The 20,764-nt window shown below is 35.3% G+C and carries 16 protein-coding genes; 7 read left to right on the top strand and 9 right to left on the bottom strand.

Features of this window, described 5'->3' with window-relative positions:
- Window positions 1–27: 27 nt before the first annotated feature.
- The 5 genes from rpsA to ptrA all read right to left on the bottom strand — a co-directional run bounded on the left by rpsA (window position 28) and on the right by ptrA (window position 7,676).
- Complete coding sequence (gene rpsA / locus J3U00_RS01435) at window positions 28–1,710, bottom strand: 30S ribosomal protein S1 (RefSeq protein WP_065561941.1); 1,683 nt, start codon at window positions 1,708–1,710, stop codon at window positions 28–30.
- 120 nt (window positions 1,711–1,830) lie between these two features.
- The gene (gene cmk / locus J3U00_RS01430) at window positions 1,831–2,511 is read right to left on the bottom strand and encodes a (d)CMP kinase (RefSeq protein ID WP_065561942.1); all 681 of its coding nucleotides are present in this window, start codon (window positions 2,509–2,511) and stop codon (window positions 1,831–1,833) included.
- Window position 2,512: 1 nt separating this feature from the next.
- Entirely contained in the window at window positions 2,513–3,793 is a 1,281-nt protein-coding gene (gene aroA / locus J3U00_RS01425) for a 3-phosphoshikimate 1-carboxyvinyltransferase (RefSeq protein WP_267331280.1), read from the bottom strand.
- 30 nt (window positions 3,794–3,823) lie between these two features.
- Window positions 3,824–4,696 (bottom strand): helix-turn-helix domain-containing protein, encoded by an 873-nt coding sequence (locus J3U00_RS01420; protein ID WP_267331279.1) that lies wholly within the window; start codon window positions 4,694–4,696, stop codon window positions 3,824–3,826.
- A 100-nt stretch (window positions 4,697–4,796) separates the two neighbouring features.
- The gene (gene ptrA, locus J3U00_RS01415) at window positions 4,797–7,676 is read right to left on the bottom strand and encodes a pitrilysin (protein WP_267331278.1); all 2,880 of its coding nucleotides are present in this window, start codon (window positions 7,674–7,676) and stop codon (window positions 4,797–4,799) included.
- A gap of 294 nt (window positions 7,677–7,970) precedes the next feature.
- On the opposite strand from ptrA, the gene J3U00_RS01410 reads away from it, so the two are divergent.
- From J3U00_RS01410 to J3U00_RS01395, 4 genes are read left to right on the top strand one after another with little or no spacing between them, the layout of a single operon-like run.
- Window positions 7,971–9,161 (top strand): YaiO family outer membrane beta-barrel protein, encoded by a 1,191-nt coding sequence (locus tag J3U00_RS01410; protein ID WP_267331277.1) that lies wholly within the window; start codon window positions 7,971–7,973, stop codon window positions 9,159–9,161.
- The gene (locus tag J3U00_RS01405) at window positions 9,149–10,033 is read left to right on the top strand and encodes a hypothetical protein (protein WP_267331276.1); all 885 of its coding nucleotides are present in this window, start codon (window positions 9,149–9,151) and stop codon (window positions 10,031–10,033) included. The genes J3U00_RS01410 and J3U00_RS01405 overlap by 13 nt, the downstream gene beginning before the upstream one ends.
- Window positions 10,034–10,066: 33 nt before the next feature.
- A complete protein-coding gene (locus J3U00_RS01400) occupies window positions 10,067–11,482 on the top strand; it encodes a glycosyltransferase family 2 protein (RefSeq protein ID WP_220224913.1) in 1,416 nt (471 codons plus the stop codon).
- Window positions 11,483–11,519: 37 nt separating this feature from the next.
- A complete protein-coding gene (locus tag J3U00_RS01395) occupies window positions 11,520–12,584 on the top strand; it encodes a hypothetical protein (protein WP_267331275.1) in 1,065 nt (354 codons plus the stop codon).
- Between the two features lie 32 nt (window positions 12,585–12,616).
- Here J3U00_RS01395 and prfC read toward each other — a convergent pair whose 3' ends face one another.
- On the bottom strand, window positions 12,617–14,209 hold the full coding sequence (gene prfC, locus J3U00_RS01390) for a peptide chain release factor 3 (protein WP_065561949.1): 1,593 nt from the start codon (window positions 14,207–14,209) through the stop codon (window positions 12,617–12,619).
- Between the two features lie 193 nt (window positions 14,210–14,402).
- Here prfC and ilvY point away from each other — a divergent pair, with 193 nt between their 5' ends.
- Both ilvY and J3U00_RS01380 read left to right on the top strand, forming a co-directional pair.
- Entirely contained in the window at window positions 14,403–15,302 is a 900-nt protein-coding gene (ilvY, locus tag J3U00_RS01385; protein ID WP_267331274.1) for an HTH-type transcriptional activator IlvY, read from the top strand.
- A 67-nt stretch (window positions 15,303–15,369) separates the two neighbouring features.
- A complete protein-coding gene (locus J3U00_RS01380) occupies window positions 15,370–17,403 on the top strand; it encodes a 3-hydroxybutyrate oligomer hydrolase family protein (RefSeq protein WP_267331273.1) in 2,034 nt (677 codons plus the stop codon).
- A 57-nt stretch (window positions 17,404–17,460) separates the two neighbouring features.
- On the opposite strand, the gene J3U00_RS01375 is transcribed toward J3U00_RS01380, so the two are convergent.
- The 3 genes from J3U00_RS01375 to fsa form a co-directional block, all read right to left on the bottom strand.
- Entirely contained in the window at window positions 17,461–18,039 is a 579-nt protein-coding gene (locus J3U00_RS01375; protein ID WP_267331272.1) for an ACP phosphodiesterase, read from the bottom strand.
- Window positions 18,040–18,041: 2 nt separating this feature from the next.
- Window positions 18,042–18,824 carry a siderophore-interacting protein gene (locus J3U00_RS01370; protein ID WP_267331271.1) on the bottom strand — a complete coding sequence of 261 codons (783 nt, stop codon included), beginning with the start codon at window positions 18,822–18,824 and terminating at the stop codon, window positions 18,042–18,044.
- Between the two features lie 136 nt (window positions 18,825–18,960).
- The gene (fsa, locus tag J3U00_RS01365) at window positions 18,961–19,623 is read right to left on the bottom strand and encodes a fructose-6-phosphate aldolase (protein ID WP_267331270.1); all 663 of its coding nucleotides are present in this window, start codon (window positions 19,621–19,623) and stop codon (window positions 18,961–18,963) included.
- A gap of 232 nt (window positions 19,624–19,855) precedes the next feature.
- Between fsa and J3U00_RS01360 the strand changes: the two genes are divergently transcribed.
- Window positions 19,856–20,710, top strand: a complete 855-nt coding sequence (locus J3U00_RS01360) for a helix-turn-helix domain-containing protein (protein ID WP_267331269.1) — start codon at window positions 19,856–19,858, stop codon at window positions 20,708–20,710.
- Window positions 20,711–20,764 lie beyond the last annotated feature (54 nt).

The following is a 20,764-nucleotide window of genomic DNA, read 5'->3' as shown; positions in this document are numbered from 1 at the left end:
CCTCTTTACTCTTTCAATAGATATTTTTTACTCAGTTTTTGACGCAGCTTTGAATGCTTCAGCCATTGCGTTAGTAAATGACGCATCTTCTTGAGGTGCAGTATTATTTACAGCAGCAAGTGCTTCTTTCTCATCAGCTTCATCTTTAGCACGGATAGATAAAGAAATTGCACGAGTTTTACGATCGATATTTACAATCTTCGCTTCAACTTCATCACCAACGTTCAATGCAGTAGTTGCATCTTCAACACGTTCACGAGCAATATCTTGTGCTTTTAAGTAACCTTCAATACCTTCAGCAATCTCGATTGTTGCACCTTTAGCATCAACAGCGGTAACTTTACCTTTAACAATTGATCCTTTTTTGAAGTTAGATGCAAAACTGCTGAATGGATCGTCTTCAAGTTGTTTGATACCTAATGAGATACGTTCACGCTCAGCATCAACTTGTAAAACAACGGCTTCAATATCATCACCTTTCTTATAAGCTTTAACTGCTTCTTCACCTGGCATATTCCAAGAAATATCAGAAAGATGAACTAAACCATCAATACCACCGTCTAAACCAATGAAGATACCAAAGTCAGTGATTGATTTGATCTTACCGCTAACTTTATCACCTTTATTGTGTGCTTCAGCAAATTGTAACCATGGATTTGGTTTACATTGTTTAAGACCAAGAGAAATACGACGACGTTCTTCATCAATTTCAAGAACAACAACTTCAACTTCATCACCTAAGCTAACCACTTTAGATGGGTGAATGTTTTTGTTAGTCCAATCCATTTCAGAAACGTGAACTAAACCTTCAACGCCAGTTTCGATTTCTACGAAACAACCGTAATCAGTTAAGTTAGTTACTTTACCAGTTACTTTAGTACCTTCTGGGTAACGTTTAGCGATTGAAACCCATGGATCTTCGCCTAATTGTTTTAAGCCAAGAGAAACACGTGAACGATCTTTATCGAATTTAAGAACTTTAACAAGTAATTCTTGACCAACTTCAACCACTTCACTTGGGTGTTTAACACGTTTCCAAGCCATATCAGTGATATGAAGTAAACCATCAACCCCACCAAGATCAACGAATGCACCGTAATCAGTAAGATTTTTGATGATACCTTTAACTTCAGAACCTTCTTGTAGATTTTCAAGAAGTTGTTCTCTTTCTGCGCTATTTTCAGATTCAATTACTGCACGACGAGAAACAACTACGTTGTTGCGTTTTTGATCTAATTTAATAACTTTTAATTCGATTTCTCTATTTTCAATATGAGAAGTATCGCGTAATGGACGAACATCAACAAGCGAACCAGGTAGGAACGCACGAACGCCATTAAGATCAACCGTAAAGCCACCTTTAACTTTACCATTGATAACACCTAAAACGGTTGCAGCATCTTCAACTGCTTTCTCTAATGTTAGCCACGCTTCATGACGTTTAGCTTTTTCACGAGATAAAATTGTTTCACCAAAGCCATCTTCAATTGAGTCAAGAACAACGTCAACAACGTCGCCAACTTGAACTTCTAATTCGCCTTGGGCATTTTTAAACTGCTCTACTGGAATTGCTGATTCAGATTTTAAACCAGCATCAACTAAAACAACATCTTTGTCGATTGCAACGACAGTACCACGGATCATATTACCAGAACGAGTGTCTAGTTGATTTAAAGACTCTTCAAAGAGTTGAGCAAAAGATTCAGTCATATTTTATTTACTTTAAGTTTAATTTAACGTCCACATTACTTCATGTCTTGTGGGGTTGTTTACGATACTCCACTCATCCTTGTAATGGAGCTTGGTTCACGCCAAAGTTTAAATATAAACTTACAGCGCAAGTTTTTCTTTAATATACATAACAGATTGATTAAAAACATCTTGAATTGAAAGCGATGTTGTATCAATTATTAGTGCATCAACCGCAGGCTTTAATGGCGCAACAACTCGATTACGATCTCGTTCATCTCGCGCGGTTATCTCCTGCAAAATTTCGGCGAATTTAGCATGAATTTGCTTATCTTGCAACTGTTTCATTCTTCTTTCTGCCCTTGATTGTGCACTAGCATCAAGAAATAGTTTAACTGGGGCATCAGTAAATACCACTGTCCCCATATCACGACCATCAGCAACTAGCCCTGGCAATTGTCTAAAATCACGTTGTCGCTGTAATAAAGCAACTCTAACTTCATTTATTGACGCAACTTTTGAAGCGGCTCCTCCAGTCTCTTCTGTTCTTATCTCGCGAGAAACATCCACATCATCTAACAAAACTTTCACATCATCACTACTGGTATCAAACGTAAGCGGCAGGTTAAGAGCCAATGTTGCTAATTGTTTAGCATCATCTAAAGCAATATTTTGTTTCAAAGCAGCAAGTGCAAGCACACGATAAATTGCACCAGAATCTAAAAGGTGCCACTTAAAATGATTCGCTAATGCTTGACACAAAGTGCCCTTGCCAACTCCACTTGGTCCATCAACAGCAATAACCGGAATATTTTTAGTCATGTTATATTTCGCTTAATCGTTTAAATTGTTCAAAATAATCTGGAAAGGTTTTCATTGTGCATTTTGGGTCTAAAATTGTGACTGGAGTATCAGACAGTGCAACTAATGAAAAACACATTGCCATACGATGGTCATTGTAAGTTTTAATATCAGCATGATTTAATTTAATTGGAGGAATAATTGTAATATAGTCATCCCCTTCCTCAACGGTCGCACCTACTTTACGTAGCTCGGTTGCCATTGCTGATAAGCGATCCGTTTCTTTAACACGCCAATTGTAAATATTTCGAATAGTCGTTGGACCTTTAGCGAATAACGCAGTAGTTGCAATGGTCATTGCTGCATCAGGTATATGGTTCATATCCATATCAATGCCATTTAATTCATTGCGAGTACATTCAATATAATCATCAGCCCAAGTGACTTTAGCGCCCATCTTTTCAAGCACATGTGCAAACTGGGTATCGCCTTGTAAACTCTTTTTACCAATACCTGTTACGCGAACGGTGCCACCTTTGATTGCAGCAGCAGCTAAAAAATAAGAGGCTGAAGAGGCATCACCCTCAACCAAATAATGGCTTGGTGATTGATAAGTTTGATTAGCTTTAATGATAAATTTTTGATATTTTTCATTAATAACCGAAACACCAAACATCTCCATCATTTTTATCGTGATATCAATATAAGGTTTAGAAACCAGATCACCAATAATAGTAATTTCAGTATCGTTGGCAGCTAGCGGTGCAGCCATTAAAAGTGCGGTTAAGAACTGACTTGATACCGAACCATTTACCTCAATCTTTCCACCGGTAAAACCACCATGGATATGTAATGGAGGATAACCTTCGTTTTCAAGATAATCAATCTTAGCCCCACCTTGACGCAAAGCATCAACCAAATGGCCAATTGGACGCTCTTTCATACGAGGTTCGCCGGTTAATACAATATTGTTATCAGCTAAACACAACGCAGCGGCTAATGGACGCATAGCGGTCCCAGCATTGCCTAAAAATAGCTCTAATGGGTGAGTAGAATGTAATTTGCCACCTACTCCTTCAATATCACAAATTGTTCGATCACTTGATAATTGATATTTAATATCCAAAGCTTTTAAAGCATCAAGCATATAGCGCACATCGTCACTATCAAGTAAATTAGTTAATCGTGTTTTACCATTGCTAAGTGCAGACAAAAGTAAGGCACGATTTGAAACACTTTTAGAACCAGGTAGATTAATCGTACCACTAAATTTTTTTATCGGTTGTAATGTTAAAGATAACATAGTAACTCTCTTTAATAATTTCAATATTCTTTAGAATTTATCTAAGGTGGCTTTCAATAAATTTATCGCTTGCTGATCTTTGGCACTATCTTGCCACAATTTATCAAATAAATGACGATAACGCTTAATCGCATCTTCTGATGAAGTTATTGAGGCGATACCCGTTGTAATATTAGGTAACTCACCTAATCTAAACGGGCTCATAGCTAAAGCTAACGCATTATCATTTTGATAAAATATTTGGAAAGCAATAGATGGAATAGCTTGCTCAGTAATAGCAATTGTTGGTGCATAAGCTTGATCTTCAATTAATTCGATTAAATGATAGACCTCCTTGCGCGCCAACAACATTCTTTCAGACTTTTTACCCGGCGAAATAGTCAGATTGCCAACTAAGCCGATATGCAAAAACCGTTCAACATTACGTAAGCTAATTAAATTAATTACTTTAGGGACAGATTGATAAAACTGAGTTTTGCGATCATGTAAAATAGATAAAGAAGTCGCATATCTTTCAGCTTCAATGCTTTCACTCGATTCTCTTAACATCATCCCTAAATGAGACAAATAATCAGGCGAAGTTAAAAGAAAAGAAAAGGGATCAAAATGAGAAAAGATATGAGTGGACTGCTCTTCGAGCTGACGCATACGCTCAAAAAAACCCTCACCACTTGAATAATATTCTGTATCAATGCCAAGTAAACTAGCAAATGACGTATCTAACAAAGAAGCCAATCGTTCAAGCGTTTCTATCTTAACGATTTCGCCTTTTTCTAAACGGTAAACCGCAGCTCTTGAGATCCTAAGACTTTCAGCAACCTCTTCAGCCCTAAGAGAGGCAGCGATACGATAAGCTCGTAACCGCTGTCCGATAGCACAATAATCAATCGATCCAGTAATCATAATTTACTCAAACTATTGGGATTTCGGCAGTGTACCATATGATAAGTACAATGCCAATTCAATGTAATGATATTTCAGATCGAATCTATGTTTGAGAATATTATTTTAACAATTCGTCTTGTAACGATGATGCATTTTTGAACTCAGTATAATCGGTAATCGCTTCAGGTTGTTTTTTACCATCCTCTGGTTGACCTAATACTTGCGATGCTATTACCAAACCTTTTTGTTCAATAACTGCACTTTTATAAAATTCAATTAAATCCTCTTTAGTGAGTTTTTTAAGTAACTCTATTTTTTTATCACGCGAATCGAATTGGAAACGAGATAAGCGATAGTCTGATCTCAAACGATCAAACTCTTCATCTAAAGATTGTGGTGGCATTGTCTGCTCTTCGATGATACTTCTTTTATACTCTTCAACATCATCATTAGATAATGCTTCTAGTTTAGTTAACATTGTTGGATAAAACGCTTGGTAACGTTTTAATAAATAAGCCGGATCATATTGATTGCTTTGAACAGCAAAACCCAATCCTACTGATTCACTTATGTATGATGGAAAAACACCAACTAGATAACCTAATTGTTCATTGCTACGCAGTTGATCAAAAAACCAAGAATACATAATGTTAGCTAAAGTATATCCAACTATTTGACTCTTAGTTGAATCATAATTTGTTGGAAAATAGGTCATTAACAGCGCATTATCTGTGCTTTTTGCTTGTTGGGTGATTCTAGCTGTAAAGGCAGTGTTAATTTTAATCTCATCTAATGGCGTGAATTCAACATCGCGCTTCAAAGTCTTTTGAACGGCGTGATAAAGATCTAATGAATCTTCATTTGAGATATTACCCAAACTAATCATATAAGGAACTGATTGAGTCATCAAACTATCGCGATAAGCTTGAACATCACTTACAGTGATATTATTGGTAATTTGTCGTCTTTCACTTCGTTCATAATAGTGAGGCATTTTAGATAATGCGAGAACAGGCTCTGACGCTAAACGCACACTTTCAAAATGGTCAGCTCCATCAAGTCGTTGAAGATACCATGATTTAGCTAATTGTAGATTTTGCTCATCAATGGTCACTTGGCGATAACTATTAAGAATAGCTAAAACCATATCCGGTAAATGTTGATTAAAACCATTAGCGGTTACCATCAAACCATTATCAAGACCCGTTGATAATGATATTCCAGCATTACCTGCTTGAAATTGTAATTGCGTCAAATCTCGACTCACGATGTAATCAAGCAACTCAAAAGCAACTGACGATTTTGCATCTTTAAACGCCTGATTATTGCGTAAAGAAACAGCAATTACAGCCTTAGGATCGTTACTAAAGTGACGACTAACAAAATGGATATGATTACCCCGTTTACTAAATGTAGCGGGTTGAATCTGATCATTATTTTGTTTCACAATATCAAAGTTATCAGGAATATACGGATTCAACTCAGGCAAACTAAAAGAAAACGCTTTACCTAAATCGGTCCAAGTTGTTTTTAATTCATCAGTAATATTATCAACTTTATAAGGTGCATTAAGAAAATAGGCCGTTTTATCTGTAGTTTGATTTGGGGCAATTAACCACACACGAGCATTTTCTGGAGTAAAACTTTTGATTCGATTGATAACCGCATCTTTATTCAAATGTTCAGCAACATAATCAGAATCTAATACATTTTTAACTGGATAAAGAAGCATCTGATCAGATAACCATTCTACATAAGACATATCACGGTTAACATCTTTATACTTAAAGGATAAAGCAAAGACCTTTTTTATCTCATCATAATACGCATCAGAAATACCTTGCTTCTCAATTAATTGTAAATAATTAAAAATCGCAGCAATAACCTTATCTTTCTGAGCTAAGCCTTCATCGGTTAAAATAACATTAATATTAAATGTGCCACTATTACCATAATATTTACTATCACTAGTGGCTTGAATGGCTTCAACTAAGCCCTGTTTTTGTAGCTGATCAGCTAACGTATTTTTACTATTATTACTGATTAGATAAATAAGGTACTCATTAGTCTTATCAGAAAATTTGTCGAGATCATTTTCAATCGGAAATTTTAACGACAACATTTTTCTTGGTTGGGCGGGTATCATAGTAATTTCTTTACCTGTAAACGCCTGAGTAATAGCTTGTTGAGTAATTGGCGCAACCGTTATATTTTTATTAGGAATTTGACCATAAGTAGATTCAGCCAACGCTTCTAAATTTTTGATCGGTTGATTACTATAAATAACGCCAACCATAATGTTAGCTGAATAATATTTATCATGAAAATTAACCAATGCATCTTGCAACTTACTATTATCTTTATCACGTAACGTTTCTAAATTCCCACCAGAAAATTGTGAAGCAGGATGATTAGGATTTATCGTTTCAGAATCAACTTGTTGAATTCGAAAACCATCACTTGAACGGTACAATGTCATCTCAGCATTAACAGCATTACGTTCTTTATCAGCAAATTTAGGATCAAAAATTGGCTCAGCAATGGCATCAGCTAAATAATCCAATGCAGTATTAATTACACCATTTTCAACTTCAAAGAAAAATGCGGTGCGATTACCGCTAGTTGTCGCATTGTAATTACCGGCATGTCGAGCCAAAAATTCTGTAAAACTTGATGGTTGAGGATATTTTTTCGACCCCATTAACACCATATGTTCTGTGTAATGGGCTAAGCCTTGTTGAAGGGCTGGATCATATAATGAACCAACAGGCAATGCGATAGAGCCGAGTGATTTGGTTGCCTTAGGATCGGAAACTAATAACACACGCATTTTATTATCAAGTTCAATCACTTCATATTGACGATCATCTCGTTCGCTTTGGTGAACTTTATCTAATAAAACAGAATGATCATGCTTATTTTCAATAGCAAATGAATTGTTAAAAGAAAAAAGAGTTAATGCAGTAAAAAATAGTGTTCTTGTTTTCATATTATTCATAGAATTCTTTCCAAATAAGCGTTCATTATATTCCGAATTAATAAATAAAACGATAAAAAACCAACAATAAAAGGACATATGTCAAATTTCAAAAAACATACTTAATTTTTATATGTATTTTATTATCTGTTTCATATATAATTCGGCCCAATACGTTTATCGTATTAATCTAGTAAAAATACGTTAGACGCTACTCAGTCCCAAACTTTCCCAAATTTGTCGATTTTATCGACGCATAAAGATACACATTAGTTTTTGATATTTAGAAATAATTTAATGGATTAAGGTAATTATATGTACTATAAGTTTGTCTTAATTGTCAGTATTTTGTTTTGCAGTTATCAAACAGTAGCAACCACAAATAGAGATAATGATGCAATAAAAGCAGATCAATTATTAAAAGAAAGTATTGATGCGAAAAAAACACAAAATTTTGAATTAGCAATATCAAAATTAATAAAAGCGAATCAACTACAGCCAAATAATTCCGATATTCTTGTCCAACTAGGTTTCAATTATTACGCACTAACTCAGTTAGAACAAGCAAAAAAATCGTTTGAATCCGCACTTGATATCGCCCCCAATTACGTAGATGCGCAATATGGTTTAGTTAGTGTTGTTTTAGCAAAAGATCCTAACCATCCCGAAAAAGCCAAATTGTTACTTGATAAGTACTTAAATCTAACACCTAATGACGAACAATTACTGTCCCTACAGGCAAACATTGATAACATAAAAAAAAATACACATTACTGGAATATTGTTCTATCTAGCACACATAGTCGATTATCTAAATCTTTGCCGAATTGGAATGAAGTGGATTTAGCACTATCTTATCGGCTATCACCGCAAAATACCATAACCGGCCATTTAACCCAGGCAAACCGTTTTCATAGCAACGACCAAAAAATAGGCCTCACTTATTGGCACACATTCAACAATAAAGCGTATGGTTATCTATCAGGTTCTGTCGCCACATCTAAAAAATTTTACGCAACATATACAATAACAAGCGGTGGGGATTATCAATTATTTTCCCCGTATAATGATCAAATAAATTCACTCCATATCACCCTCGATGCAAAGTTGGACCACTATAACGATGGCAACATTAAAACTATTTCACCGGGTATTGAACAATTTTTCTTTAATGATCGTTTATCCATAGCAGGTAAATGGTTCAACACATTTGATCAAGACAACCATCATATGAGTGGTTATTTATTTAAAACCACCATATCACCTACAGAAGAATTACATCTATTTGCAGGATATGCAAATAGTCAAGAAACATCCGACCGTTCGATAAAATTTAATCGTTCATTAATTAAAGTCAAATCTCATTTTATTGGATTGTCATATGACATATCTAATTCAATAACTGGGTTTGTAAACTATAATAATGAAGAAAGAGTTCAAACCAACCACAGCCGTAAGTTATATACTAAAAAAACACTAGGATGTGGAATAAAATGGACATTCTAACTCGATACCTAAATTTATATAATGCCTGTTTCATTTTTATTAGCTTTATTGTATTGATAGTAACCATTGCAATTTACATCAAACGTGAAATTCAATTTAGAAGACACAAGAAATTAAAATTGCAATTGCTAAAAATTTACAAAAAAGCATTGAAAACTGGTGATGAATCTTATTTTAAGCAAGAGATAACAAAAAAATTATCGCTAAATTGCGTAGCAATAATTGCTGCCTATTTTTTCGAGAAACATCGCGAAAAACATATTTTAACTTATTTTGATCTGGAACCATTCCTAAATAAACTTAGGTTACTATTAAAAAAAGGCACAATAAAACAGAAAATTGATGCAGCTAACATGTTAGCATATTATCCTTGCGAAAAAACGAATCAAGCGTTAATTCAGGCTTGTAACAGTTCTCGTCAAGAAGTCGCCATTGCTGCAGCATTGAGTCTAGTTAAAAACGCTTCAGGTATTTCGATAATTCAGATAATTATTACGCTATTTAACAAGATACCGCAAAAAGGCGTATTTTGCTTTTTTAGGCTTTTACCTTCTAATAAATTTCTAGAGCTTGAATCGCTAATCAATTGTGAAGAGTTTGCCAATCACCAATTTTTTACTATCTTAAAAAAAATTTCTAAGAACTACATTACCCCCTACCTTATTCTTGCAAAAGAAGATGAGCGTACTTATATGCAAACTTTTTTTGAAAACTTACTGGAACTACAAACAACACCACAAGGGATTATACACAGTTGTTATCTTCTTAATTTCATTAATGAAGAATGTTACATAAAGAAATCATTAAGCATTGAAAAACTAATAACAGAACATTTTGATTTAAAAAGCAAACTATTTATCGATAAAAATTAAATAATTCTTTAAGCAAGAAATGTGGGTGAAACAATGAGTGATTATATAAACAACATAATGATGTTCGGTGTTAAATTCTTAGTTATAACGATAATGCTAATTGGATTAGTGCAAATATTCATCTATTTTGTGCAGCTACTAGTAACAATTTATGTGTTACTTAAAAATCCAAACAAAGAGAGAAAAATCCAGACCGAAAATGACGGTATTTCACATCCAATTACCATCATTTTACCAGCTTATAATGAAAGTGTAACTATAATTGATAGTATCGAATCAACATTAGCAACTCATTATCCTAATGTTGAAATGATAGTTGTAAATGATGGCTCAACGGACAACACTTTTTCAAAAGTGAAAGAGTACTTTGATTTACAACCTATTGCGCATCACTTAAATGAACGTAATCAACTCTCTCATGCTAAAATAAGAGATGTTTATGTATCAAAAAAAGATAGCCGGCTTAGAGTTATAGATAAAGAAAATGGTGGCAAAGCAGACGCGCATAATGCCGCAATTAATTTAAGCAACTCCCCAATTATCTGTCTTATTGATGCCGATTCAATCTTAGCACCTGACGCCATTAACAAAGCTGTAGTCCCTTTAATTGACGACCCAAAAACAGTTGCAGTCGGTGGAGCGGTGCGAGTGGCTAATAGTTGCTCTATTAGAAATGGAATAATATCTAAAATAAATTTATCTAAAAGATTCATCGTACAAATTCAAATTCTTGAATATATGAGAGTATTTCTCTTGGCAAAAATTGCTTGGAATCATTTTAATACTTTACCGATAATTTCAGGTGCATTTGGTTTATTTAGACGAGATTTTGCAATAAAGGTCGGTGGTTTTTGTGTCGGTTCTGTTGGCGAAGACTATGATATCACTCTAAAATTGCACAAATATATTTATGACTCTAATGTTGATTACAAAATTGATTATGTACCAACCGCCATATGTTGGACCCAAGTGCCTGAAAAATGGAAGGTATTAAAAAACCAACGTATACGATGGCATATAGGCGCACTACAAACTTTTATAAATTTTAAGTCGTTAACTTTTAAACTAAAATATAAAAAGTTAAGCCTTATGCTATTACCTTTTTCAATATTAACCGATATTTTAGGTCCAATTGCTGAACTGCTAGGGTACTTTTTAATACCGCTGATTTGGTCTCTTGACATGATAGATAGCAACGTAATGTTATCTTATTTTTTAATTGTTTTTGGATACAATAGCCTTATAAGTGCTTTTGCTATAGCGATTGATGGTGTGTTATTATCAGGATTAGATAAAACTAGATATCTACTAAAACTATTTATTACTGCATTACTAGATAACTTTGGTTATCGACAGTTATACCTATATTGGAAGCTTAAAGGCTATGCTAGATTAATAAAAGGTAATTTATCTTGGGGAAAAATGGAGAGGGTAAAATTTGACAAATAAACTTAAAATCATATATTTATTATTTGTGATAAGTTTTATGAGTCCTGCAACATTTGCTGAAAATTTAGCATTAAATATTAGCTCCATCAATTTAAAACATTGGTATTACTTAAGTACTCATGAAATCAAAAAAAGTGCTACCTTACTATTAAAGCTACTTGAAAAAGAAGATTTCATAAACACTAATTCGGTGCTTAAAAATACCAATGTCTATTCAAATATTAATCAATTAAATGCGGATAAGATGAAGTCAAATTATACCTCTTTGCCCAATCAATATAGATCCGATATCAATATTTCGATGTGGAATTGGCATACTGAAAATTGGATTCATTCACCAGATCAATTTCTGACTAAACTAAAACAAAAAGGTATTAATCAAGTTTATCTCCAATTGAATATAGCAAATGGGCATATTCAAAATCAAGATAAGCTATTTCAGCTACTTGATATCGCAGCTAAAAAGAAAATGAGCATTATTGCTGTTGAAGGAGCACCTGATATGATTACTGATTCAGGTTTAAAAAATGCCATTGAACGCAATAAAGTCATTAAAAAGTTATGCCAAATACACAATCCTTGTCTTGCGGGAATTCAATATGATATTGAACCATACTTATTGGCTGAATATGCACAAAATAAAAGCCACATTTGGCAAAGATGGAATAATGCAATAAAAACATTAAGCGAAACTTGGCATGATAAAATTGAAATAGTCTTGCCATTTTGGTTACTTGATATAGAAGACGGAAAAAATATAGTCGAAAAGACACTACCATATAGCTCAAAATTAATTATTATGGCTTATCGCACAAAGTTAGCACAAATTTATACGATTAGTTCTCAATGGCTAACTTGGGGAGAGCTCAACAATAAAAAAATTGTTATCGCTCTTGAAAGCAGCATTATTGAAGATGAAACATCAGAAAATTACAATCAATATCCACAAAGTGACGAATCACAAACCACAAGCTTAAATCAATCTATTAGCTTTATGGGGGAAGAAAAAAAATTATTTAGCACGATTAACCAGCTATCAACCTATTTTTCTCAATGGTCATCATTTGAACGATTTGCTTTGAATGGTTTGGAAAGTAAATAAAAGAGACAGCGTCTCTTTTATTACATAGCATATTAATGTTCGCGAGTTTTTCTGAACTCAACATCCGGATAACGTTCTTGGGTTAAATTTAGATTAACCATACTTGGTGCAATATAAGAAAGATTATCACCACCATCTAAAGCCAAATTCTGTTCACATTTGCGTTTAAAGTCTTCAAGTTTCTTAGCATCGCTACACTCAACCCAACGCGCAGTGGTGACGTTAACTGGCTCATAAATTGCTTCAACGTTATATTCAGATTTCAAACGGGCAACCACCACATCAAACTGTAACACCCCAACTGCCCCAACAATTAAATCATTATTAGCAATTGGTCGGAATACTTGAACAGCCCCTTCTTCTGAAAGCTGAACTAAACCTTTTAACAATTGTTTTTGTTTAAGTGGATCTTTTAAACGAATTCGACGGAATAATTCCGGTGCAAAGTTAGGAATACCAGTAAATTTAAGATCTTCACCTTGGGTAAACGTATCACCAATTTGAATCGTACCGTGATTATGCAAACCAATAATATCACCAGCATAAGCTTGCTCAACATGATCACGATCGCCTGCCATAAAGGTTAATGCATCAGAAATATTAACATCTTTAGCAATACGAACATGGCGTAACTTCATACCTTTTTCATATTTACCTGAAACAATGCGCATAAATGCAACACGGTCTCGGTGTTTAGGATCCATATTTGCTTGGATCTTAAATACAAAACCGGTAAATTTTTCTTCGCTTGCTTCAACTTCTCGTTTATCTGTTTGCCGAGGCTGTGGTGCTGGCGCCCAAGCAGTTAGACCATCAAGCATATGATCTACACCAAAATTACCCAACGCAGTACCAAAAAACACAGGCGTTAAATCACCAGACAAAAATGCATCTAAATCAAACTCATTTGATGCACCTTGCACTAATTCTAATTCATCGCGAAGTTGTTGGGCCAAATCATCACCAATGGTGCTATCAAGTTCAGGATTATCTAATCCTTTAATGATTCTAACTTCTTGAATGGTATGACCTTTACCGGTTTGATAAAGATAAGTTTCATTTTTAGCTAAATGATAGACCCCTTTAAATAACTTACCACAACCAATTGGCCAAGTAATTGGGGCGCACATAATATTAAGCTCGTTTTCAACTTCATCTAACAACTCCATCGGATCACGAATATCACGGTCGAGCTTATTCATAAAAGTTAAAATAGGTGTGTTTCGTAAACGTGTAACTTCCATTAATTTACGCGTTCTGTCTTCGACACCTTTTGCTGCATCAATCACCATCAAACAACTATCAACTGCGGTTAAAGTTCGATAAGTGTCTTCCGAAAAATCCTCATGCCCGGGGGTATCAAGCAAGTTTACCAAACAGTCATTATAAGGAAATTGCATAACGGAGGTCGTAATTGAAATACCACGCTGTTTTTCCATCTCCATCCAGTCTGACTTAGCGTGCTGCGCATTAGCACCACGCCCTTTTACTGTTCCCGCAGTTTGAATGGCTTGTCCAAAAAGCAAAACTTTTTCAGTAATGGTTGTTTTACCGGCATCGGGGTGAGAGATAATTGCAAAAGTACGACGAGCATTCACTTCGTCTAAATAAGCTTGTTCTGTCATAAAATTAATTAATTTAGCTAAGCAAAAAAATGATGCGGTATTCTAGCAGGTCTCTATCTATATTGCCATTGATGAACGCTATTTTGCTATTTGCCTAATATCTATGCATAATAGAGCAAATAAAATCGAAGATAATATAATTAATCAATTATAACGGTGTCTACGCTAAATATTTCTCAATAATTAAATAGATATGAATATTCGTGACTTAAAATTGTTTTTACATCTATGTGATACATGTCATTTTGGAATAAGTGCCGATGCTATGCATGTAAGCCCTTCCACCCTTTCAAGGCAGATCCAGCGCCTTGAAGAACAATTTGGTCATCGATTATTTATCCGCGACAACCGACAAGTTCAAATTACTCACGAAGGTGAAAAAGTAAAGCGCTTTGCCCAACAAGTCATTAATCTACACCAACAATTAAAACAAGAATTGGACCAAGCAGATCAACGATTAGTTGGTGAATTAACCTTATTTTGCTCGGTCACAGCGGCTTACAGCCATCTACCTGAAATACTTGATCGCTTTCGCCTACACTACCCATTAGTAGAAATTAAACTATCTACGGGAGATGCAGCCGATGCTGTTGAAAAAATTCAATCTCATCAAGCTGATTTAGCTATTGCAGGTAAACCCAAACAACTACCATCTGGTGTTGAATTTATTAAATTAGGTGAAATTGAAATGGTATTACTCATACCTAAACTTAATAGTTCATTCAGTGACAAATTGCATCAAAAAGCACCAGATTGGCATAATATCCCATTCATATTGCCTGAGCACGGTCCAAGCCGACATCGAATAGATTTATGGTTTAAACAACAAAAAATCATCAGCCCCAAAATTTATGCAACGGTAGCTGGGCACGAAGCCATTGTCTCCATGGTTGCTTTGGGATGTGGTGTGGCTTTATTGCCTAAAGTGGTAATGGAAAATAGCCCTGAAAGAGTAAGAGAACGCATCACAGAATGGTCAACCAATTTAATGGAACCGTTTGATGTTGGCATCTGTGTGCAAAAAAGACGATTATCAGAAAAAATTATTTCAGCATTTTGGTCTATTAGTAACCCAAATTTACCAACCCAATAAAAAATAATATAATAGACTACAGTTAATTAGTATATAGCAGTTAATTAAAATGTAGGGAACGAATGTAATGCCAATAAAATTAAAAAAAATAAGCACGTTATCCACCTTACTCTTTTTAACAATATTCTCAAATCCTAGTGGTGCTGAATTGGGTGATATCGCAAAGCGAAACCCAATTAATTATAAACCGCATTGGCTAGTTATTCATAGTTCAAACTACTATGATGGCGAAAGTGATGATCTTGTTACCGCTGGAATGGGGTTTACTGCATTATCGAAAATGATCCAAAAGGTCTATTATGCCGATCCATCAAACCCAACTCCTCAAGAATTGCGCCGTGCAAAACTAAATCGATTTATTGATACAAAAACGGGAGAAGGCTCGCTATTTGGATTTAAAAGTGAGGATTTGTCGCCTTTATTTGACGGAAAAATTGCCGGCACAGAGATTTTAGCCACCATAAAAGATGAAAATGTTGGCTTGTTATTACAAGTTCCTATTGATTTTAATAAGAAAAAACCCTGTATTGTTGCCGTACCGGCTTCTGGTTCTGATGGACTATATAATGCTAAAGATATACAAATCCGTGGATTGTGGGGTCTTAAACATAACTGCGCAGTAGTTTATAACGACAAAGGTTTAGGTACTGGTATTTATGATATTACCAACGAACAAGGCTTTACTGTTGATGGTCAAGTTGCTAAGGACAACATACTCTTCAAGCCAACTATACAAAATCAAAAAAAGTTTATCAAAAATAATCCGCACCGTTATGCAGTAAAACAGCTCCATTCAAAGCAAAATCAAGAAGCAAGTTGGTCAAAATATAACTTCTTTTCAATTATTTTCGCTATGTATGAATTAAATGAGCTATTCCCTGAACCTGATAAATTGAACTTCTCCGAATCAAATACACTTATATTAATCTATGGAGCAGAGGATGGTGCGACAGCTGCGCTCAAAACGGCTGAATCAGATACGATGGGAAAAATTAATGGTATCGTGGCTGTTAATCCACAAATTCAGCCTCGCCAAGATAGCGCTATTGAAAACAAATCCTATCATTCACTACCGGATTACAGTACCTATGGGGCACTTTATATTCCTTGTGCCATACCGGCAATTGAACCCAATAAGCAGGACAAATACGTCCCTGAAGCCTCTAAATACCTTTTTTCACAAAACCGTTGTGATGCATTAAAACAAGCCAACATACTACCAACCGGCACACCAAAAGAGGCATTAAACAAACTGTATGATTATGGTTGGAAACCTGAAATGAGCATCCAATTACCTTATTTCTATCTTAATGAATCAATTGCCTACCCTTATAAATATATTAGTGCCTATGGTCGATATGATGTAACTGAAAACATGTGTGACTTTTCAGTGGCAAGTACTCAACAGGACCCATATTACAATTTTGGTGAAGTGAAACCACTAAAACAAGTCAATTTTGCCCAAATTTGGGGATTATCTAATGGCCAATTACCAATCTGGGCCAACCAGGATGCCACGGCGATTGACCTAGTTGAAAATAAAGATATCACATCGCCTCGACGTGAATGGTTCTCAAGGTCTACCAATGAACATCAAATAGATTATGGCACTAAAGGAGCCATTTGCTTAAGAGAAAAAATAAAAGATCCACGCGTAATTAAAGGTTTAGAAGAAGTCCAGGCAACAGGTAATTTAAACAAAGTCAAAACCTTTATTGTTCATGGTAAAAATAACCCTAAACAACTTATCGACTACACATCTCGACCTTATGTTGCATTAAACAGTAAAGTGGAAGGAAAAGAGTCACAACTCCGTTATATTGAAGTTGAAAATGCAAGTTATCTTGATGGCAAAGCGCCTTTTGACAATACGCTATTACCTATTGACTATTATGGTGATGAAGCCATGGAATGGTTATGGGCAAATATAACCAATCAAACCACTTTACCGGAAAGCCAAATCATTCGCACAAAACCGAGAGGAGGCATAAGTGGACAAGCGCCACAAGCTACGGCTGAAAATCTAGTCCCAATATCGCAAACTCCAGATACCAACAATCTAATCACTGTTGATAATGGTAAGATTACCTTTTCGCAATAAAATCAAACTCACAAATGACTATCGAACAAATCAAAGTACGATTCGATAGTCATTTAATCAACTATATTCGACAATAAGTGAACACATTTTAGGATAAAGCTCGAAAAACAATGTTTTTAGTGGCGTATAGTTTTGTTCAAAATCAATAAAGGTATCGCTTAATAGATAGAGTTTAGGTCGACGCTTTGCCATACCGTTTAAAACTTTACCAATAAAATCCACTGAGGCATAATTTACCAACCATTCACCACGCCACATTGCGCCCATAAAATCTTGATAATCAACTGGATAATTTGCGATATAAGGCTGAATCTGTCGCTTAGTGAAGATATTGAATGATGAAAGAGATTGCTTAGCGTTAAATTCCGCCCAATATTTTGACAAAAAATGGTCCCAAATAATATCCAAGGTGATCGGTGCAACACGTTGATGTGATTGTCGAAAAAGCAATTTAGCTTGCTTAACTTCAGCAAAACTATCAATCAAACGGTCAATCCTACGATGCAACATAATCCCATCGGCAATCTCTTTAGGATATTTTCGATAAGCATCACCTTTAATAAAATCAGCAACTGTATTACCAATCAACGAACTATTCGCCAACGTTGCCAAATGTAAATGTGCAAGAATATTCATGGTTAATCTCGATGTTTAAACTCCCCTTCAGCAAAACCTTCTCGCCAATAACTAGTAATGTGGACCGAACTAGGTTGCAAATCGACATATTTATCTTTAATTGCCTGACGTAATTGCCGTGCAAGCGAACACTCTAACCCACCCCAAAACAATAGATTATCCTGTTGACTCAAATCCCAACTCATCACCGCATCAACTAATTGATTAGGATGATTGGCATCTTTAATCAACCATTGAACAGATAAATCAGATGGCAGTTCAACGATATCGCTCTTATGATTAACCTCAATAAAAGCAACTGCTTTATGATTTGCAGGTAAATGTTCAAGGGTATAACAGATAGTGGGCAGAGAAGACACATCACCCATCAAAATCAAATATTGATTATCAAATTCTAACTTACCTGCTGTCCCAACTATACCGATTTGCTCGCCCACTTTTGCCTGTTGAGCCCAAACCGTCGCTAAACCACTGGCATGAATAGCAAAATCAATCACCATTTGATTGGACGACTCATCATAAGCCCGAATACTATAACTGCGAGCAAATTGTCGAACTTTATCACTCACTAAAATTTTATTATTTTCATCTAACATCGGGAAAGTAATTTTGCCAGTCAAAGGATCAGCAAATAACAACTTTAAATGTGGACAAATCCAATTTGGATTAACTTCTAAAGGCTTATCACAACTAAAATGTAACCGAAAGTAACTCTCTGAAGGCCTTTCAACTTTAATCACCGTCAATAAAGCATTAATAATGTATTTTTTTGATTTTTCGTGCATTTGGTGTTCTCTTCTATTCCTCTAATATCGCATCACTATCATACAACATAATTGAAATAAAAAAGGGGAATTTTTAATCACGGGAAAGAGAAAAAAAACCACCCTAAATGGGTGGAATCTAAATCAATAGCAAGTATTAAAAGCGTAAGGCCCCAAACGCCCCACACCAATCCTGATCGAATTTAACCACAGCAGCATCGACGGCCGGATCGGAAATAAACAGCTCCGCCACATCCACCGGTAACGTAATTGACTGACAACCGGCAAGCATACAATCTAATGCTTGTCTTGGCGTTCTAAAACTTGCTGCTAACACCATCGATTCAGGGCAATGCAAATCTAACAGCGCTTGTAGCTCATAAACCGTATCTTTACTATTACCACCTTGGGCATCAATACGATTGACATAAGGAGCAATATATTTTGCACCAGCAAGCGCAGCTAAAAAGCCCTGACCCGCACCATAAACGGCCGTACCTAAAGTTGGAATACCCTGCTTGGTCAACTCCTTAATCGCCATCAACCCCTCGGCATTAACAGGGATTTTAGTCACAATGGAGGGAACGACTTTACGAAGTTGCTCCGCTTCCTTAATCATCTCTTTAGCATTATGCGAAAGCACTTGCGCGAATAACAACTTATCAGAACCCAGCAAATCTTGTAATTCAGATAACAAATCAAAAATTGGCTTACCCGATTTAGCGACAATACTTGGATTAGTGGTAACCCCCTTTATTGGCAAAATTGCAGATAAACGCTTAATCGCTGCAACATCGGCTGTATCTAAATATAATTCCATACCCACTCCTAATTAAATGCTTAATTGATGAGTAGCATAGTAAAAAAAAATTCAACTCAAGCCTAGAAGACAAATTTTCTATTTACTGGATTTTTGTACGATAAACAGCAAAATGCGATCTCGATCACATTTTTAATCACAATTAATAACACATTAAATTAAATAAATTTTTCAAGTTTAACTCTACAAGCTATAATTAAACCAACTGCACATTACTTGGTTTACTAACAATATGACCAAAAACTTAAAAAACGTATTAACTCAGCTCACTAACCAACAAATCAACCACCTCTATTTTGCCAATAACCAACAAACGGCACCACTTCATGCTTATCAAGTTGATTTTCCGAGGATCGAAGTGATCATAGAAGGTCAACAGCTTATGCAATGGGCTGATAGCAATGGCAAAATAATGACACAACAACTTGAGGTTAATGATCTGCTCTACATTACCGCTAACAGCTGGAACAAACCTATCCGCACAACCCCAATCACCTGGTTAAACATCTTATTTGGTAAACAGCAGATTGGCATCAGCATTGTTTATTGGGACGGTAACCAATTAATTCCGCTAGCACAAACCAACATACCAAGGCGAGGTCCACGAGTTGGCACCTTTATTATTCAAGCGCTATCTGAATTGACATGGCAAAATCAACCACAAACGCAAACCGGCTACTACTTGATTCAAAGCCTGCTTAGTAACACCCTAGATTTACTCAATGCCGACATAAAAACCGCATCAAAAACCACCAGCTTATTCGAAGCAATACGCCAATATATTGATACTCATTTTCGGGAAGATATAAGCCGTGAATTTCTAGCTAAAATGTTTTATATCTCACCTAACTATTTATCCTATCTATTCAAAAACGAAGGCAAAATTGGCTTAAATGAATATCTCAACCATATCCGGATAGAGTACGCAAAATCACTACTTAAAGATTACGACTTAAACGTCAAAGAAATCTCGCTTGAAGCGGGTTTTAAAGATAGTAACTACTTTTGCCGAATTTTTAGAAAAAAAACCGAACGAACACCCACTGAATATCGACGGCAATATCATAGTAAATTATCGGAAAAGTAAACTCAGTTAATTGAAAGTAAAACAGAAGTTTCAAATTACAAGCAATTAAGGAGC

The organism is Gilliamella sp. B3127, from assembly GCF_026536935.1.
In the GTDB taxonomy this organism is placed as follows: Bacteria; Pseudomonadota; Gammaproteobacteria; order Enterobacterales; family Orbaceae; genus Gilliamella; species Gilliamella apicola_E.
Note: the sequence above shows the minus strand (reverse complement) of the source record. Positions and strands in the feature narration are given on the sequence as shown.

What these genes read in the sequence shown, in the direction of transcription:
- J3U00_RS01380 (WP_267331273.1), top strand. Translation starts at nt 15,370, where the DNA reads ATGCCAATAAAATTAAAAAAAATAAGCACGTTATCCACCTTACTCTTT.
- J3U00_RS01395 (WP_267331275.1), top strand. Translation starts at nt 11,520, where the DNA reads ATGAGTCCTGCAACATTTGCTGAAAATTTAGCATTAAATATTAGCTCC.
- ptrA (WP_267331278.1), bottom strand. Translation starts at nt 7,676, where the DNA reads ATGAATAATATGAAAACAAGAACACTATTTTTTACTGCATTAACTCTT.
- J3U00_RS01370 (WP_267331271.1), bottom strand. Translation starts at nt 18,824, where the DNA reads ATGCACGAAAAATCAAAAAAATACATTATTAATGCTTTATTGACGGTG.
- prfC (WP_065561949.1), bottom strand. Translation starts at nt 14,209, where the DNA reads ATGACAGAACAAGCTTATTTAGACGAAGTGAATGCTCGTCGTACTTTT.
- J3U00_RS01360 (WP_267331269.1), top strand. Translation starts at nt 19,856, where the DNA reads ATGACCAAAAACTTAAAAAACGTATTAACTCAGCTCACTAACCAACAA.
- aroA (WP_267331280.1), bottom strand. Translation starts at nt 3,793, where the DNA reads ATGTTATCTTTAACATTACAACCGATAAAAAAATTTAGTGGTACGATT.
- cmk (WP_065561942.1), bottom strand. Translation starts at nt 2,511, where the DNA reads ATGACTAAAAATATTCCGGTTATTGCTGTTGATGGACCAAGTGGAGTT.
- J3U00_RS01410 (WP_267331277.1), top strand. Translation starts at nt 7,971, where the DNA reads ATGTACTATAAGTTTGTCTTAATTGTCAGTATTTTGTTTTGCAGTTAT.
- fsa (WP_267331270.1), bottom strand. Translation starts at nt 19,623, where the DNA reads ATGGAATTATATTTAGATACAGCCGATGTTGCAGCGATTAAGCGTTTA.
- J3U00_RS01405 (WP_267331276.1), top strand. Translation starts at nt 9,149, where the DNA reads ATGGACATTCTAACTCGATACCTAAATTTATATAATGCCTGTTTCATT.
- J3U00_RS01375 (WP_267331272.1), bottom strand. Translation starts at nt 18,039, where the DNA reads ATGAATATTCTTGCACATTTACATTTGGCAACGTTGGCGAATAGTTCG.
- J3U00_RS01420 (WP_267331279.1), bottom strand. Translation starts at nt 4,696, where the DNA reads ATGATTACTGGATCGATTGATTATTGTGCTATCGGACAGCGGTTACGA.
- ilvY (WP_267331274.1), top strand. Translation starts at nt 14,403, where the DNA reads ATGAATATTCGTGACTTAAAATTGTTTTTACATCTATGTGATACATGT.
- rpsA (WP_065561941.1), bottom strand. Translation starts at nt 1,710, where the DNA reads ATGACTGAATCTTTTGCTCAACTCTTTGAAGAGTCTTTAAATCAACTA.
- J3U00_RS01400 (WP_220224913.1), top strand. Translation starts at nt 10,067, where the DNA reads ATGAGTGATTATATAAACAACATAATGATGTTCGGTGTTAAATTCTTA.